This window comes from Sulfitobacter sp. THAF37 (assembly GCF_009363555.1).
GTDB lineage: Bacteria > Pseudomonadota > Alphaproteobacteria > Rhodobacterales > Rhodobacteraceae > Sulfitobacter.
The window spans coordinates 43,916-57,268 of the sequence record NZ_CP045377.1 but is presented as its reverse complement, the minus strand read 5'-3'; the positions used below and the strand labels follow the sequence as shown (position 1 = coordinate 57,268).

The following is a 13,353-nucleotide window of genomic DNA, read 5'->3' as shown; positions in this document are numbered from 1 at the left end:
CAGCGGTCGCACCGTGCCGTATTTGCGACGCTCAATCCGCCCGGACCCTGAGCATGTCGAGTACTGAAACCGCCTTGTCAGGGTCGAACGTGTCTCGCAGTCCGATCAGGACCAGCTGGCATCCGGAGACCGGGGCACTGTCGGCGCGCGAAAGCGTTGCGCGGGTGCCGGAGAGTTGAAAGAGCATCGGATCCGTCTGCCCGCGAAACCTTACGAAACCTTTGGCCCGCAAAAGCGACGGGGCGAGCGTTCCCATCACGGACTGGAAGGCGTCAAGCGCCAGGGGGGCGTCGTGTTCCCATTCCACATGGACAAAGCGATCGTCGGAAATCGGGCGCGCGGCACGCGTCCGGCGCGATGCGACTGGCAGACCGAGCAGGGCCGAGAGGGGCAGCCCGTCGGAGATATCCAGAAGCGGTTGCTTGAAGCTGGCGGCCAGCTTCGACCGCAGGGCAGGGAGCGTCTTTGCCTCCGCGATGTCTGTCTTGGCGAGCATGAGCACGTCAGAGCCGCCGAGTTGGGCCTGCCAGAGAGGATCGTCCTGACGGTGCGGGGCATCGGTGGCGTCGACCACGCACACCACGGTCTGCAGCTGTGCGGACTGCCAGATCGCCGGATCGGTCAGGGACTGAATGATGCCAGAGGGGTCGGCGACGCCGCTGGCTTCGACGGTGATCAGCTGGGGCGGGGGGGATTGACGCAGCACGATCCTGAGCGTGCGCAGCAGATCGCCTTGCAATGAACAACAGATGCAACCGTTCCTGAGGCCGACCACGCCATCGACGGATGGGCCAATCAACGCCGCGTCGATGTTGATGGCGCCAAAGTCGTTGACGATGGCGGCGATGCGCAGCCCGTGATCGGACTGCAGAAGCGCGTTGATCAATGATGTCTTTCCCGCGCCGAGAAAGCCGGTGATCACCAGTACCGGAACGCTCATGCGGGGGCGCGGCGGATCGGTTGGCCGGGGGCCGCGCCGGTCAGCAGGTTGCCGTCCGAGATCACAGCCGTTCCGTTGACCAGAAGATGGCGAACGCCTTCGGACGCGCGGTTCATCTGTGTGAAGGTGGCGCGGTCCTGCAGCGTGTCGAAATCGAAGATCGTGATGTCCGCGTCACATCCTTCCTGCAGGCGCGCCTTGCGTTTCATCTGGGGTGCGCATTCTTCGATCACCCGCGCGGGCAGGATGGTGCATTTCGCCAGCCCTTCCATCAGCGGCACGATCCCGCGGTCCCGGACATAGCTGGCCAGAAAGCGGGTGAAGGTCGCGGAGGAACGCGGATGCGCCGAAAGCCGGTCTGGCAGCGGCCAGTCGAGCCCTTCGTAGATGCGGCCGTCTTCCTCGATCCAGGGCATGGCGTCGGATGCGATTGACCCGCCCGGATAGGTGACCGAGAGGTCGAGCAGTCGGCGGTGTTCCTCGTTCACCTCGACATCCAGAAAATGCCACATCACGAGATCGGCGGGCGCTTTCTCGCGTGCCCTTTCGATATCCTCGCGGCCGGTAAAGCGGTGGTGGTTGTGCACCAGTTCGACGGCGGAATAATCGCTGCCGGTCCGTTTGGTGAAGTCGGGGTCGCGAAAGAACCCGGCGCTGACCACGGTAGAGCCTGTGCCGTAGGGATAGGCCTCGGTCGTGACGGGCAGACCCTGTTCCTGCGCTTTTGCCACCAGTTGCGTCACCCTTTCGATGTCCATCAGGGACGTCGAATTTAGGTGACAGATATGCATATGCGCGCCGGTGGCCCCTGCAAGCCCGATCAGCCGCACGTAACTGTCGACCGAGCTTTGCGGGTCGATATTGCTGAGATAGGCGATATGGGTGAAGGTTGGCGTGCCGTATTCGAATGCCAGGTCACAGATTTCGGTCATTTCCTTGACCCCTGCGCCGGGGGCGTAGCCATTGGGGATGCCGATGCCGATGGCGCCTTCTTCCAGTCCTTGCCGGACATGCGCGACGATGGCGGCCGTCTGATCTGCATCCGCCGCATCGAGCGACCAGCGCATATCGTCGGCACCGGCACCCATCTGGTCGATGGGGTGAAGGTCTGCATTCAGATCAATCGCCCCCATCGCCGCCTTGCGCCCGAAAATCCACGCAGCTGCGGTGCCGTAGTTCAGCGCACGGGGGATGCCCGCTTGCCTTTCGTACCATCCCGAGACGGGGAGCGCGCCGACCTCGAGCTCAAGCGAGGTCGTCACGCCGTCGAAGGCTTGCATCCGGTCTGCGGCGACCGATTGGCCATGGGCGTGAATATCGACAAAACCGGGTGCCACGATCAGACCCGTCGCGTCGATTTCGCGCGCACCGGTTTGCGAAACCTCGCCGACCTGGATGATCCGCGTTCCCTTGATCGCCACGTCACAGATCTGATCGAAACCAGTTTCGGGGTCCATGACGCGGCCCTGACGGATCACGATGTCCGGGGTATCTGGCATTCCGGTCTCCTGTTCATGCGAAGGGGTTGTCCACCCTGGGCCAATAGTTCCCGTCCCGCCTGGTCAGCGGCAGGTTGGCGAAATCGGGGGTGATCGCACCCGGGGTGCCAAGGTGGATGACCTCGGCCGCGATGGGTGCGAACCCGTCATAGAAGTGCTGCGAAGATTTCACGATCACGTATTTCATCGCCGACAGGTCAATCCCGAGGTTCTCGAACGCCTCTGGATGAAAAGTCTGCGTGCGGCGGGTGTTCAGCACCAGATGCACCCCCTCGGTTTCGAGCCAGACGCAATCGCCCATGTTCATCGCGGCCTTCCCCAGATGTTGCAGGGCATCATGGACGATGCCGCGCACGGTGACTGTCAGATCCACGGGGTCCCCGGACATCGGCCCGATCTTTCCGCCCACGCGCACATCCATGACGGCCCCGACACCTGCGTCGATACACATGCCCACAAGCACCGGATCCCAGAACGTGCCGATGGCCACGTCGCGCAGGCCCCGGTCCAGAACCGCCTTCAGCACGAATGTGGAATCCGATGGCGCCCCGCCGCCCGCGTTGTCCGCGAAATCGGCCAGCACGATGGGTGCCGCGTCTGATGCAACGGCGCGGTCCAGCCCTTCGTCCATTGCGGGGAACCGGCGCAGATCATCGCGCATATCCCAAAGCTCCTGACCCAGCGCCTTTGCGCGGTCTGCGGCAAGCGCGGCATCGCCGTCGGTAATGACGAGCGTCCGCGTGCCGCAGCGCGGGCTGTCGCCCCAGGGAAAGCCATGCGCCAGCGAAACCGACAGAACGCCGTCCTTGCCCTCCATCGCGCTCATCCGGTCGACGTAGCCGCGCATGGGTTCGAACGGAGTGTGGTACATGGCCATCATACGGCAGTCATGGTCCCGCATGACCGGATCGGTCTTGCCAGCCGCCGCATCGGCGCAGATGGTGAACAGCTCTTCGGCGCGTTCGGTCACGTCGATGTGGGGATATTCCTTGTAGCAGATGATGGCCGTCGCGTTCTCCATCATCGCGTCGGTCAGGTGACAATGCGGGTCGATTTCCAGCCCCACCTTGGCGTCACGCCCGACGATGGCGCGCACCCGGCCCAGCATATCGCCTTCGCAATCGTCGTAACCTTGCGCGATCATGGCGCCGTGCATCGACAGCAAAACCACATCCACCGGCATGGCGGCTTTCAGATCGTTCAGGATGTCGTCGCGCATGTCCTCATAGACGTGGCGCACCGTGGGTCCTGCGGGCTGTGCGTAGGTGGACAGGCTTTCGACAACCTCCCATTCCAGCGCCTCGGCACGTTGCCGCCAGACCGTGACGGCGGCGGCATAAAGACCCGCACCGCCGCGTGAGGCCTCCTTGGTGTGCAGATGTTCCCTGAACCCGCTCCAGCCTGTGGGGATGGGAGAAAAGGAATTGGTTTCGGTCGCCAGCGACGCCATGAAGAGTTTCATCGGGTGTCTTTCAGTTCGGCAAGGGCGCGGGCGATTTCAGCCAGCACATGCACAAGGATGAGGATAAAGGCGAGGGGGATCGCGATCCCGAAAACCACCATTGGCAGATCCATCGTTTCGGTCTGCCGCCCGGCCAACCGTGCAAGATATCCCCGCGCGGGATTGGCCCCCGGGCCAAGAAAACTGAACCACAGGATCGGCAGGATAAAGCAAAGCACCCCAAGTGCCCGTATCAGAGTGGCGATCAGCCCGCGTGTGCCCGTGGTATTCAGGGCCTCGGGAAACAGCGTCGGATCGCTGCGGAAGCGAAAGGCACAGGTCGCGCCCAGCAATCCGCCCCAGACCATCGAGAAACGGGCAAGTTCCTCGGTCCAGACGGGTGGCTGGTTCAGAAGATAGCGGGCGATGACCTGCCAGCCGGCGGCAAAGAGCATGACCGCGACCGCGATGGCGGCACCAAGCAGTGCTGCACGGTTCAGCCCCGCGGACAGCCGGTCCAGCATCTGTGCCATCGCCCGCATTCGATCAGCGCCCGACCGCTGCGTTCCAGGCGTCAAGCGCGCCTTCGGGCATGTCCGTCGACTCGTAGATCGACTGGCTCGCCTCGCGGAATTTCTGGCGTTCCTCGGGGCTCAGTTCGATCACCTCGATTCCCGCGTCCTGCAACTGCTTGAGGACCTCGGTGTCGTCCGAGACCAGCTTTCGGTTGGCGGCATGTGCTGCATCGACCGCCTCCTGCACGGTTGTACGCTCCTCGTCGGAGAGGCCCTGATACCAATCCTCGGACGCGATCGCGACGCGGACAGAGGGGCTCATCCTGGCGTTGGTAAAGTAGTTGATGAAGGACGTATGCCCGTAGGTCAGCGGTACGAAAGCCGGGTTGATGTAGCCGCCCGCAACCCCGGTTTGCAGCGCGTTGGGCACTTCGGACCAGGATACGATGGTGCCCTTGGCCCCCCAGTTTTCGAAGGTGTTGATCTGCACCTCGTCTAGCGCCCGCATCCGAACGCCGGCCAGGTCGTCGAATGTGCGGATCGGCGTTTCAGTGGTAAAGATGCCGGTAGGGGTGCCGGTATAGACAATATCAAGCACGCGAACGCCTTTTGGCGTGGTTCCGGCGTTGATCTGTTCCAGCATGCCCCCTTCATCGAGGGCGGCATCGAGCTGCTCCATCCCGTCGAAGAAGTAGGGCATCATCGCCCCGTTGATCGTGGCGTCGAGCGTTCCCGCAGACTTTGCATCGGACATCGAAACTTCAAGAAGCCCCTGGCTGACCTGGTCCAGTCGTTCCGCTTCTTCGCCCAGCGAGTTGCGCTCGTATTCCACCGCTTCCATGCCGTTGGCATTCAGGTATTCGCCGAAGGTATGCGCCCACATGTATGTCCCGGATTTTTCCAGATCCGGCGGGCTGTCGAGCGCGATCTTGACCTCGGCCGTTGCGGGCAGTGCCAAGGCCGCGGCAACGAGAGTGGCAGATAGAATTTTCGGCATTTCCATTTTGTTTCCTTCCCATGTTGGTTTGGTCTTGAGTTATCTCCAAAGCCCCAGCGTTCGCGGCAGCCACAGGCTGATCTCGGGCGTGAAAACCAGCACGCCCAGAACGATGATTTCGGCACAGACAAAGGGCATCACCGCGCGGGCAAGTTTCCAGTAGTTCACGCCTGTGACGGTAGAAACGATCAGCAGGCAGCCCCCCAGCGGGGGCGAGACAAGGCCGATGCAGAGGTTGAAACAGATCACGATGCCCAGATGCACGGGGTCTGCGCCGTTCGCCAATGCGACGGGGGCCAACAGCGGCACCAGCAGCGCCAAAGCCACGGGCACGTCCATCACCATGCCCGCAATGATGAACAGCAGGTTCATCACCAGAAGGAAACCGACCGGGCCAAGGCCCAATTGATCGACCAGTCCGGCGATGGCCTGCGGGATGCGTTCCAGCGCGGCAAGATGGCCGAAGGCCGCCACTGCACAGAGGATCATGAAGATCGACCCGGTCAGAATCGCTGTGCGGGAAAAGCTTTCCCACAGGTCGGAAGGGGTCAGCGGCGAATAGAAGAACGCCGCCACGATTGCCGTGAATACCGCGACCGACGCCGCTTCGGTCGGGGTCATCCAGCCCAGCACGATGCCGCCCACGATGATGATAGGCAGACACAGGGCGGGCAGGGCGGCAAAGACCGCCTTGAACAGATTGGGGGCGTCGCCCTTTTCCACGCGGGGATGGTCGTCGCGCCAAGCATAGAACCCATTCACGACGAACAGTGCGGCGGCGAGCAGCAGACCGGGCATGATCCCGGCGACAAAGAGTGCGGCGACCGAGGTTTGCATCAGCGCGCCATAGAAGATCAGAATGATGGAAGGCGGAACGATCGGCCCGATAATGGAGGACGCCGCGGTGATCGCACCGGCGTATTCCGCAGTATAGCCCCGTTCGCGCATGGCGGGCACAAGCGTATTCGACAAGGCCGCCGCATCCGCCACGGCAGAGCCGGAGATACCGGCGAAGAACACGCTCGTCATGATGTTCACATGTCCCAACCCGCCGCGCAGACGTCCGATCAGGGCCATTGACAGGTCAATCAGCGATTTGGTCACGCCGCCCCGGTTCATCAACTCGCCTGCAAGGATGAACAGCGGCATGGCGAGCAGTGAAAACACGCTGATCTGCGAGAAGACCTTTTGCGGCAGGACCGCCAGATACCGGGTATTGTCGGAAATCACAAAGCTGAGCACCGCCGCCCCGCCGATGACATAGGCCAGGGCGAGACCGCAGGCGAGAAACGCCGCCGCGACCAGAGGCACGATCCAGATCACGCGGCTACCGCCAGGCGTCCGGGCGCAACCCGCGACGGATCGAAGCCTGCATCGACCGTTCCGGAGGGCAAGGGTTTGCCCAGGATCATAGAGGCGGCGACTTCCGCTGCGGCAGGGGCTGACTGAATGCCATAGCCGCCTTGGCCCGCCATCCAGAAGAAGCCGTCGGCGACCCCGGAATATCCGATAACGGGCTCCTTGTCGGCCACGAAACTGCGCAACCCCGCCCATTTGTTTTCGATCCGCCTGATATCGAGATTGAAGGCGGTCATGATCCTGTCTGCACAGATTGCCACATCCATTTCGTCGGGCTGGGCATCACATGGCACCGTCGGCGTTTCATCCGCCGGGGAAATCAGCAAGCGGCCCGCATCGGGTTTGAGATAGAAATCCTCCTCGACGTCGACGGTGATCGGCGCATCCCGCCGCGTGAAATTCGCGGGTTCCGCAACCACCATCGCGGTTCGACGCTTGGGGACCAGACCGATATCTTCGGCCCCGGCCAGCCGACCGATCCTGTCGGCCCAGGCCCCTGCCGCGTTCACCACGATGCCTGCGGTCAGGGTGCCCGACGTGCGGGTCTCGATCACCCAATCGCCGCCCTGACGGCTCAGCCCCTCGACCGCGGCGTTGGTTATCACGCGGCCACCCCGCGCGCGAAGCAACCGCAGATATCCCTGATGCAGCGCGGCGACGTCGATGTCCTGGCCGCCCCGGTCCAGCATCCCTGCCGCTGCATATCCGCTGCGCAGAAGGGGCTGGTGGTCCTGCAACCTGGGCGCTGCCAGCTTCTCGACGAGCGTGCCGTCAGAGACCGAAGCGATCAAAGCATCCAGCGCGTCAAGTTGATCTTCGCGCGCGATCATCAGGATGTCGCGAGGGGAAAACAGCGACGCCGTGGCAAAGTCCGCCGGGGTATTGTCAAAGAATGGCCGGGAGGCCCGCGTGAGGGCGCGTACGCCATCGGGACCGTAGCTTGGTGCGAAGACCGCCGCGGACCTGCCCGTGGTGTGGTATCCCGGCTGGTTCTCCATTTCGAGCACGAAAACCCGCAGGGAGGCCGCCAGATGCGCCGCGACCGAGGCGCCCGCGATTCCCGCCCCGATGACGATTGCATCCACTGACTGTCGCTGACCCGGCATTGCGGCCCCTTCGGTCGATTCCCTTTCCTGCAGGCTAGGGAAGTACCTGCCCGATGCAAGAAAAATTTCTCGTATACGAAAATAATTTCCTTTTCTCTGAATCCGGTTTAGATCACTTCCACCAAAACCGGAGACCCAGCTTTCATGACCACAGCTCAGGCGCTCGGCGCGCGGCTCAGGCACTTGCGCAAGTCCAGGCAGATGACGCTCAGCACCCTGGGGGCGCTGTCCGGTGTATCGCTGTCGACGATTTCCAAGATCGAAAACGGAACGCTGTCACCCACGCTGGACAAGGTGCTGCGACTTGCCGACGGGCTGGAAATGTCCATCGGGCAATTGATCGGGGATGAACAAAGCGACTATGACAAGCCGGCACCCAACAGCCGTATGGCGCCTTCGCGGCAGGATGACGGGATCGTCATTGATACCGACAACTACGAATACAAGTACCTGTGTTCGGAACTGAAGAACAAGCGCATGGTGCCCATTCGCGCGCGGATCAAGACGTCCGACATTCACAGGTTCGGCGGTCTTGAAGAGCATGGCGGCGAAGAGTTTCTGATCGTGCTGAAAGGCGTGGTCGAAGTGCACACCGAATTCTACGCGCCCGTGACCCTGCAGAGCGGGGAATGCATCTACCTCGACAGTACGATGGGTCACGCCTATCTGAGCACCGGTGCGGAAGAAGCGGAAGTTATCTGTGTCTGTACCGATCCGCAGCGGCTGCCGTCAGCAGGCTAGGGTCGGTACCGGACGGTCGGCAACGCGTGACTGTCAGGATGCCGCGCCTCGGTTCAGCGAGCGTCAGGCGAGTTTCGACAGCAATTTGCGCAACGTCTCGCCGTTTTTGGAGTCGAGCAGTTCGACCAGGGCGCGGTTCTGGTCCTCGGCGTCCTCGCGGATCTGCAGCATCCTGCGGCGGCCCAGGTTGGTCAACAGCAGGTTGACCTGACGCTGATCCACGGCAGAAATCTGACGATGCACCAGCCCTTCGGATACCATGCGGTCCACCAGTTTGCTCAATGCGGGGGGGTTGAGCAGGGCCCGCCGGGCCAGTTCCCCCATGGTCAGACGCTCGTCGCTGTCCAGGCATTCCATCACGCGCCAGGCGGGGATCTGAAGGCCATGCGCCTTGAGCCGTGCCGCCAGCGAAGTGCTGACCGTGCGATGCGCCGCTTCGAGCGCGTAGGACAAATGTCTTTCGAAAGTCATCGGCTCTTTGGTCATCGGTCCGCCTGGTTGCTCGGCTCTTAAAATAGTTGACTTGGAAACTGGCTTCAATTGGAATGTGAGGGTTGTCATCCTGATCCGGGGAGACGGGCGCTGGGACACAAGAAAGAAGACGCTGCACTGCCCATCGAGCTGGCGGATTTCCGCGCAAGCGGTCTTCTGGCCGCCTCCGGCAGCTTTCGCGTGGCGCTCTTGATCCCCATGTGCGGCTCGGCGGGGATCTGGGCGCCGTCCTGCATTTCCAGCGCACAGGTCGCGGCGGCGGAGCTGAACCGCAAAGACGGGATCGGCGGGCGGCGGGTTCAGTTGATCATGATAGACGCCGCCGTCGAGGCGGATGAGCCGATCGAAGAGACGGTGAACGACCTGATCGAGTTGAACGCCATCGACGCCATCGTGGGCATGCACCTGAGCGCGGTGCGCCAACGGCTGTCCAAGGTGGTGCGCCAGCGCATCCCCTATATCTACACACCGCTTTACGAGGGCGGAGAGACGACGCCGGGCCTGTTCGCCATCGGCGAGACGCCGGCGGTACAGCTGGCCCCGGCAATGGCGGCGCTGCAGGCCAAGTACCGGCCGCGCAGCTGGGCGATGGTGGGCAACGATTATGTCTGGCCACGCAGTTCGCATTCGCTGGCCAAGAGCTTTCTCAAGTCGGCAGGTGTCGACCTGGCGATGGAGTGTTACGTCCCTTTCGGTTTGCCCAGCCTGTCGGGTCTGGTGGACCGGGTCGAAGCCTCGGGCGCGGAGGCGGTGCTGGTGTCGCTGGTGGGGCAGGATGCCGTGAATTTCAATCGTCAGTTCGGCAGGCGCGGGCTGCACCGCAAGGCGGTGCGTCTGTCCTGCGCGCTGGAGGAAAACGGGCTGATGGCTTGCGGGAGGGGCAATCTGGAACGGATGTTTTCCGTCTCGTCCTATTTCGGGTCGATCACGACAGACGCGAATGCCGGTTTCAAGGAGCGGTATTTCGGGCTGCATGGCGATGCCGCTCCGGCGCTCAACGCGATCGGGCAATCCACGTACGAGGGGCTGCATTATCTCGCCGCGCTGCTGCGCGACTATCCGGCGGTCTGGCACCTGCGGTCAAGCCGCGACATCCTGCCGGTGATCCATCCCAGCGGCCGGTCCTATGCACGCGATGCCGGACTGAAAAGGCCCGACGTCTACCTCGCGCGGGCTGACGGTGTCCAATTCAGCGACTTCAAGTTATTGTAATTCAATCAGAACAGAAGATTTTTATTTCCAATTCAAATAAAAACTTGAAATGGAAATTAAAATCGCCCACCGTCGGTGCTACAGGCCATGACCCCGTGGGGCGGGGCAGGGCGCGACCGGAGGGATTACATTGTACTGGCTGCTGGCATTCGTCGTTATCATCGCGGTCCTGCTGATCGGGATTTGGTTCCTGCAACGGTTCTACGCCAAGGCGACGCTTGAGACGGCGCTGGTCCGCACCGGGATGGGCGGGCGGCGGGTGCTGACCGACGGGGGCTGTCTGGCCTTGCCGATCGTGCATCGGATCCAGCGGGTGTCGATGCAGACGGCGGCAGTGACACTGGCGCGCACAGGGCGCGATGCGGTGTTGACCGCAGACGCGCTGCGCGCCGATCTGGTCATGGAGTTCGAGCTGCGGGTGGGGTCGGATGCGACCAGCATCGCGACCGCCGCGCAGGCCTTTGGCCATCGGGTGGCGCGGGGCGGCGAGGCTTTCGAAGAGGTGATGGCAGGGCCGTTGGCCAATGCCGTTCAGACTGCAGCGGCGGCGCGGGGGATCAACGACATTCATATCGACCGCGCGGCCTATACCCGCGAGGTGGCGGCGATGGTGGCCGAGCACGCGGAGCGGCTGGGGCTGGAGCTGGTCACGGCGGCGCTGGTGTCGGTGGATCAGAGCGATTTCGCGCAGCGCGACGAGAACAACAGCTTCAACGCGAGGGGGATGCGGCGGCTGGCCGAACTGGTCGCCGAAGAACGCAAGGCCCGGATCGCGGTCGAGACCAGTACCGAGATCGCGGTGCGCGAGCATCGTCTGGCCCAACACCAGCGCCAGATCGAGCTGCAGCGCGCCGAGCGGGAAGCGGAGATCGCGCAGCACGAGCACCTTGCGCGGCTGGAGGCGGAAGCTGAAAGCCGGTCCGCCCGGTCCCGCGCCGAGCAGCACCGCGCGTCCGAGACCATTCGCATCCGCGAGGAACAGGAGGCCAAGGCGGCGCAGGTGTCGGCGGACGAGGCGCTGCGCAAGGCCGAGATGAAGGCGCTGCTGGAACTGGAGGAGGCCAAGATCGCCAACGCCATTCGGCTGGCCCAGTCCCGTGCCAAGGAAGCCAAGGCCCAGGCCGAGGAAGAGGAGGCACGGGCGCAGGTGATCCTCGCCGCAGAGAGCGTGCAGGCCCGCAAGGAGCGTGCGGTGACCGAACGCGAGCGCGAGATCGCCAGCCTCAAGCAGGCCCGCGACCTGGAACTGGAGGACGCGCGGGTCAAGAGCGACGTCAGCACGCTGTTGGCGCGGGCGCAGGCGGATGCATCGGCCCGGACCGCGACCGCCAACGCCGAGAAGGCTGCGATGGAGGCCGAGGCGGCCGGGCGCGCGGCGTTGAACCAGGCCGAGAACACCCTGAGCGACGCGGTGATCCGGATGCGGCTGGAAGAGCGCAAGCTGGACCGGATGCCCGAGATCATGACCCAGATGATGAAGCCTGTGGAAAAGATCGACTCGATCCGCATCAACCAGATCGGTAGCGGCATCGGCGGGTCGCAGGGTGAGGGCGGCGGCATCGACAGCGCCTTTGGCGCCGCGATGGACCAGATCCTGGGCATGGCCGTGCGCCTGCCCGCGATGAAGCAGATGGGCGAAGAGATCGGACTGGATTTCGACATCGCCAACGCGGGGCGCACCGCCGATTACGCCAACCGCATCAAGGCCAAGGACGACCCCGAGACCGCCAAGGAGTGATCCCTGGTCACCAACACTGAAACTGACCAACGGAGGACATACGATGTCTCTGAACAGAAGAGAACTGCTTGGCGGTGCCGCCGCCCTGACCACGGCGGGCCTGCTACCACGGGTGGCGCTGGCCGCTGATACGATCCGGCTGGGGTCCATCCTGGACCAGTCCGGCCCCTTTGACGCCTACGGCAAGCCGATGGCGATGGCGACGCAGCTGGCCGTGGCCGAAATCAACGAGGCCGGCGGCCTGCTGGGCCGCGAGGTCGAGGTGGTGGAGTATGACACCCAATCCGACATGGCGCTTTATTCGCAGTACGCGCAGCAACTGACCCGGCAGGACCGCGTCGATGTGGTACACGGCGGCATCTTGTCCGCCTCGCGCGAGGCGATCCGCCAGACCATGCGCAAGTCCGGCACGCTCTATTTTTACAACGTGCTCTACGAGGGCGGAGTCTGCGACCGCAACATCTTTATCAACGGGGTGACCCCCGCCCAGCAGGTCGAGGCACTGGTGCCCTACGCGATGAAGAACTCGGGCAAGAAGGTCTATATCCTTGCAGCCGATTACAACTATGGCCAGATCACCGCCCGCTGGATCGAGAAATTCGTGCGCGACAACGGCGGCGACGTGGTGGGCACCGATTTCTTTCCGCTGGACGTGAGCGATTTCGGATCGACCATCGCCAAGGTTCAGACGGCGGCGCCCGATCTGGTCATCGCGCCGCTGGTGGGCGGGCCGCACCTGTCGTTCTTCCGCCAGTGGGCCGCCGCGGGCATGAAGGATAAGATCGCGCTGGCGTCCACGACGCTGGGGGTAGGCAACGAGCACAAGGTGCTGACCCCGGAAGAAGGCAACGGGATCATGTGTGCTTACAACTACAGTCAGGAACTGGACACGCCAGAGAACGCCGCCTTCAAGACGCGGTGGGCGGAGATGTTCGACGGCGACCAGTCGATGCATGAAATCGCGGTGTCGCACTATCACGGGCTGCACACCTGGGCCGAAGGCGTGCGTCAGGCCGACAGCATCGCCCATGACGCGGTGGTCGAGGCGCTGGAGACGGGGATCTCGATTACCGGACCGGGCGGCAAAGTGACGGTCGATCCGCAGACCCACCACGCCATTCTGGATGTCCACCTGATGGAGATGCGAGACCAGAAGATGGCGGTGATGGAAACGCTGCCCCAGCGCGCGCCGATCGACACGCAGGCCGTCTGCGACCTGGGGGCCAACCCCGACGACAATACGCAGTACGAGATCGAGATCTGATCCGTCCCTCCCACGGGCCGGGGCGGTTCAGCCTGCCCCGGTCCCCATT

12 protein-coding genes are annotated in these 13,353 nt (G+C 63.3%); 4 read left to right on the top strand and 8 right to left on the bottom strand.

Features of this window, described 5'->3' with window-relative positions; all coding sequences use genetic code 11:
* Positions 1–31: 31 nt before the first annotated feature.
* Genes FIU94_RS20125 through FIU94_RS20095 form a run of 7 tightly spaced genes read right to left on the bottom strand, consistent with a single transcriptional unit; the run spans position 32 to position 7,857 of the window.
* On the bottom strand, positions 32–940 hold the full coding sequence (locus FIU94_RS20125) for a GTP-binding protein (protein ID WP_152467596.1): 909 nt from the start codon (positions 938–940) through the stop codon (positions 32–34).
* Positions 937–2,439: an amidohydrolase family protein gene (locus tag FIU94_RS20120; protein WP_152467595.1), complete on the bottom strand. Its 1,503-nt coding sequence runs from the start codon at positions 2,437–2,439 to the stop codon at positions 937–939. The genes FIU94_RS20125 and FIU94_RS20120 overlap by 4 nt, the downstream gene beginning before the upstream one ends.
* A gap of 13 nt (positions 2,440–2,452) precedes the next feature.
* Positions 2,453–3,901 (bottom strand): M81 family metallopeptidase, encoded by a 1,449-nt coding sequence (locus FIU94_RS20115; RefSeq protein WP_152467594.1) that lies wholly within the window; start codon positions 3,899–3,901, stop codon positions 2,453–2,455.
* A complete protein-coding gene (locus FIU94_RS20110) occupies positions 3,898–4,413 on the bottom strand; it encodes a TRAP transporter small permease (RefSeq protein WP_254702708.1) in 516 nt (171 codons plus the stop codon). Before FIU94_RS20110 ends, FIU94_RS20115 begins: the two co-directional genes overlap by 4 nt.
* Positions 4,414–4,426: 13 nt before the next feature.
* A complete protein-coding gene (locus tag FIU94_RS20105; protein ID WP_152467592.1) occupies positions 4,427–5,398 on the bottom strand; it encodes a TRAP transporter substrate-binding protein in 972 nt (323 codons plus the stop codon).
* 33 nt (positions 5,399–5,431) lie between these two features.
* Positions 5,432–6,715: a TRAP transporter large permease gene (locus FIU94_RS20100; protein ID WP_152467591.1), complete on the bottom strand. Its 1,284-nt coding sequence runs from the start codon at positions 6,713–6,715 to the stop codon at positions 5,432–5,434.
* Positions 6,712–7,857, bottom strand: coding sequence for an FAD-binding oxidoreductase (locus FIU94_RS20095; protein ID WP_152467590.1), 1,146 nt, complete (start codon positions 7,855–7,857; stop codon positions 6,712–6,714). Before FIU94_RS20095 ends, FIU94_RS20100 begins: the two co-directional genes overlap by 4 nt.
* 144 nt (positions 7,858–8,001) lie before the next feature.
* Here FIU94_RS20095 and FIU94_RS20090 point away from each other — a divergent pair, with 144 nt between their 5' ends.
* Positions 8,002–8,598 carry a helix-turn-helix domain-containing protein gene (locus FIU94_RS20090; protein ID WP_152467589.1) on the top strand — a complete coding sequence of 199 codons (597 nt, stop codon included), beginning with the start codon at positions 8,002–8,004 and terminating at the stop codon, positions 8,596–8,598.
* 63 nt (positions 8,599–8,661) lie between these two features.
* On the opposite strand, the gene FIU94_RS20085 is transcribed toward FIU94_RS20090, so the two are convergent.
* A complete protein-coding gene (locus tag FIU94_RS20085) occupies positions 8,662–9,084 on the bottom strand; it encodes a MarR family winged helix-turn-helix transcriptional regulator (RefSeq protein ID WP_172975984.1) in 423 nt (140 codons plus the stop codon).
* 54 nt (positions 9,085–9,138) lie between these two features.
* Here FIU94_RS20085 and FIU94_RS20080 point away from each other — a divergent pair, with 54 nt between their 5' ends.
* The 3 genes from FIU94_RS20080 (at position 9,139) to FIU94_RS20070 (ending at position 13,304) form a co-directional block, all read left to right on the top strand.
* On the top strand, positions 9,139–10,302 hold the full coding sequence (locus FIU94_RS20080) for a substrate-binding domain-containing protein (protein WP_254702712.1): 1,164 nt from the start codon (positions 9,139–9,141) through the stop codon (positions 10,300–10,302).
* 130 nt (positions 10,303–10,432) lie between these two features.
* Entirely contained in the window at positions 10,433–12,040 is a 1,608-nt protein-coding gene (locus tag FIU94_RS20075) for a flotillin domain-containing protein (RefSeq protein WP_152467588.1), read from the top strand.
* Positions 12,041–12,083: 43 nt separating this feature from the next.
* Positions 12,084–13,304, top strand: a complete 1,221-nt coding sequence (locus FIU94_RS20070; protein ID WP_152467587.1) for an ABC transporter substrate-binding protein — start codon at positions 12,084–12,086, stop codon at positions 13,302–13,304.
* Positions 13,305–13,353: the final 49 nt, after the last annotated feature.

Bases quoted from the DNA above. Each gene is read 5' to 3' on its own strand.
- FIU94_RS20070 (WP_152467587.1), top strand. From the start codon at position 12,084: ATGTCTCTGAACAGAAGAGAACTGCTTGGCGGTGCCGCCGCCCTGACC.
- FIU94_RS20115 (WP_152467594.1), bottom strand. From the start codon at position 3,901: ATGAAACTCTTCATGGCGTCGCTGGCGACCGAAACCAATTCCTTTTCT.
- FIU94_RS20110 (WP_254702708.1), bottom strand. From the start codon at position 4,413: ATGGCACAGATGCTGGACCGGCTGTCCGCGGGGCTGAACCGTGCAGCA.
- FIU94_RS20105 (WP_152467592.1), bottom strand. From the start codon at position 5,398: ATGGAAATGCCGAAAATTCTATCTGCCACTCTCGTTGCCGCGGCCTTG.
- FIU94_RS20120 (WP_152467595.1), bottom strand. From the start codon at position 2,439: ATGCCAGATACCCCGGACATCGTGATCCGTCAGGGCCGCGTCATGGAC.
- FIU94_RS20085 (WP_172975984.1), bottom strand. From the start codon at position 9,084: ATGACCAAAGAGCCGATGACTTTCGAAAGACATTTGTCCTACGCGCTC.
- FIU94_RS20125 (WP_152467596.1), bottom strand. From the start codon at position 940: ATGAGCGTTCCGGTACTGGTGATCACCGGCTTTCTCGGCGCGGGAAAG.
- FIU94_RS20090 (WP_152467589.1), top strand. From the start codon at position 8,002: ATGACCACAGCTCAGGCGCTCGGCGCGCGGCTCAGGCACTTGCGCAAG.
- FIU94_RS20095 (WP_152467590.1), bottom strand. From the start codon at position 7,857: ATGCCGGGTCAGCGACAGTCAGTGGATGCAATCGTCATCGGGGCGGGA.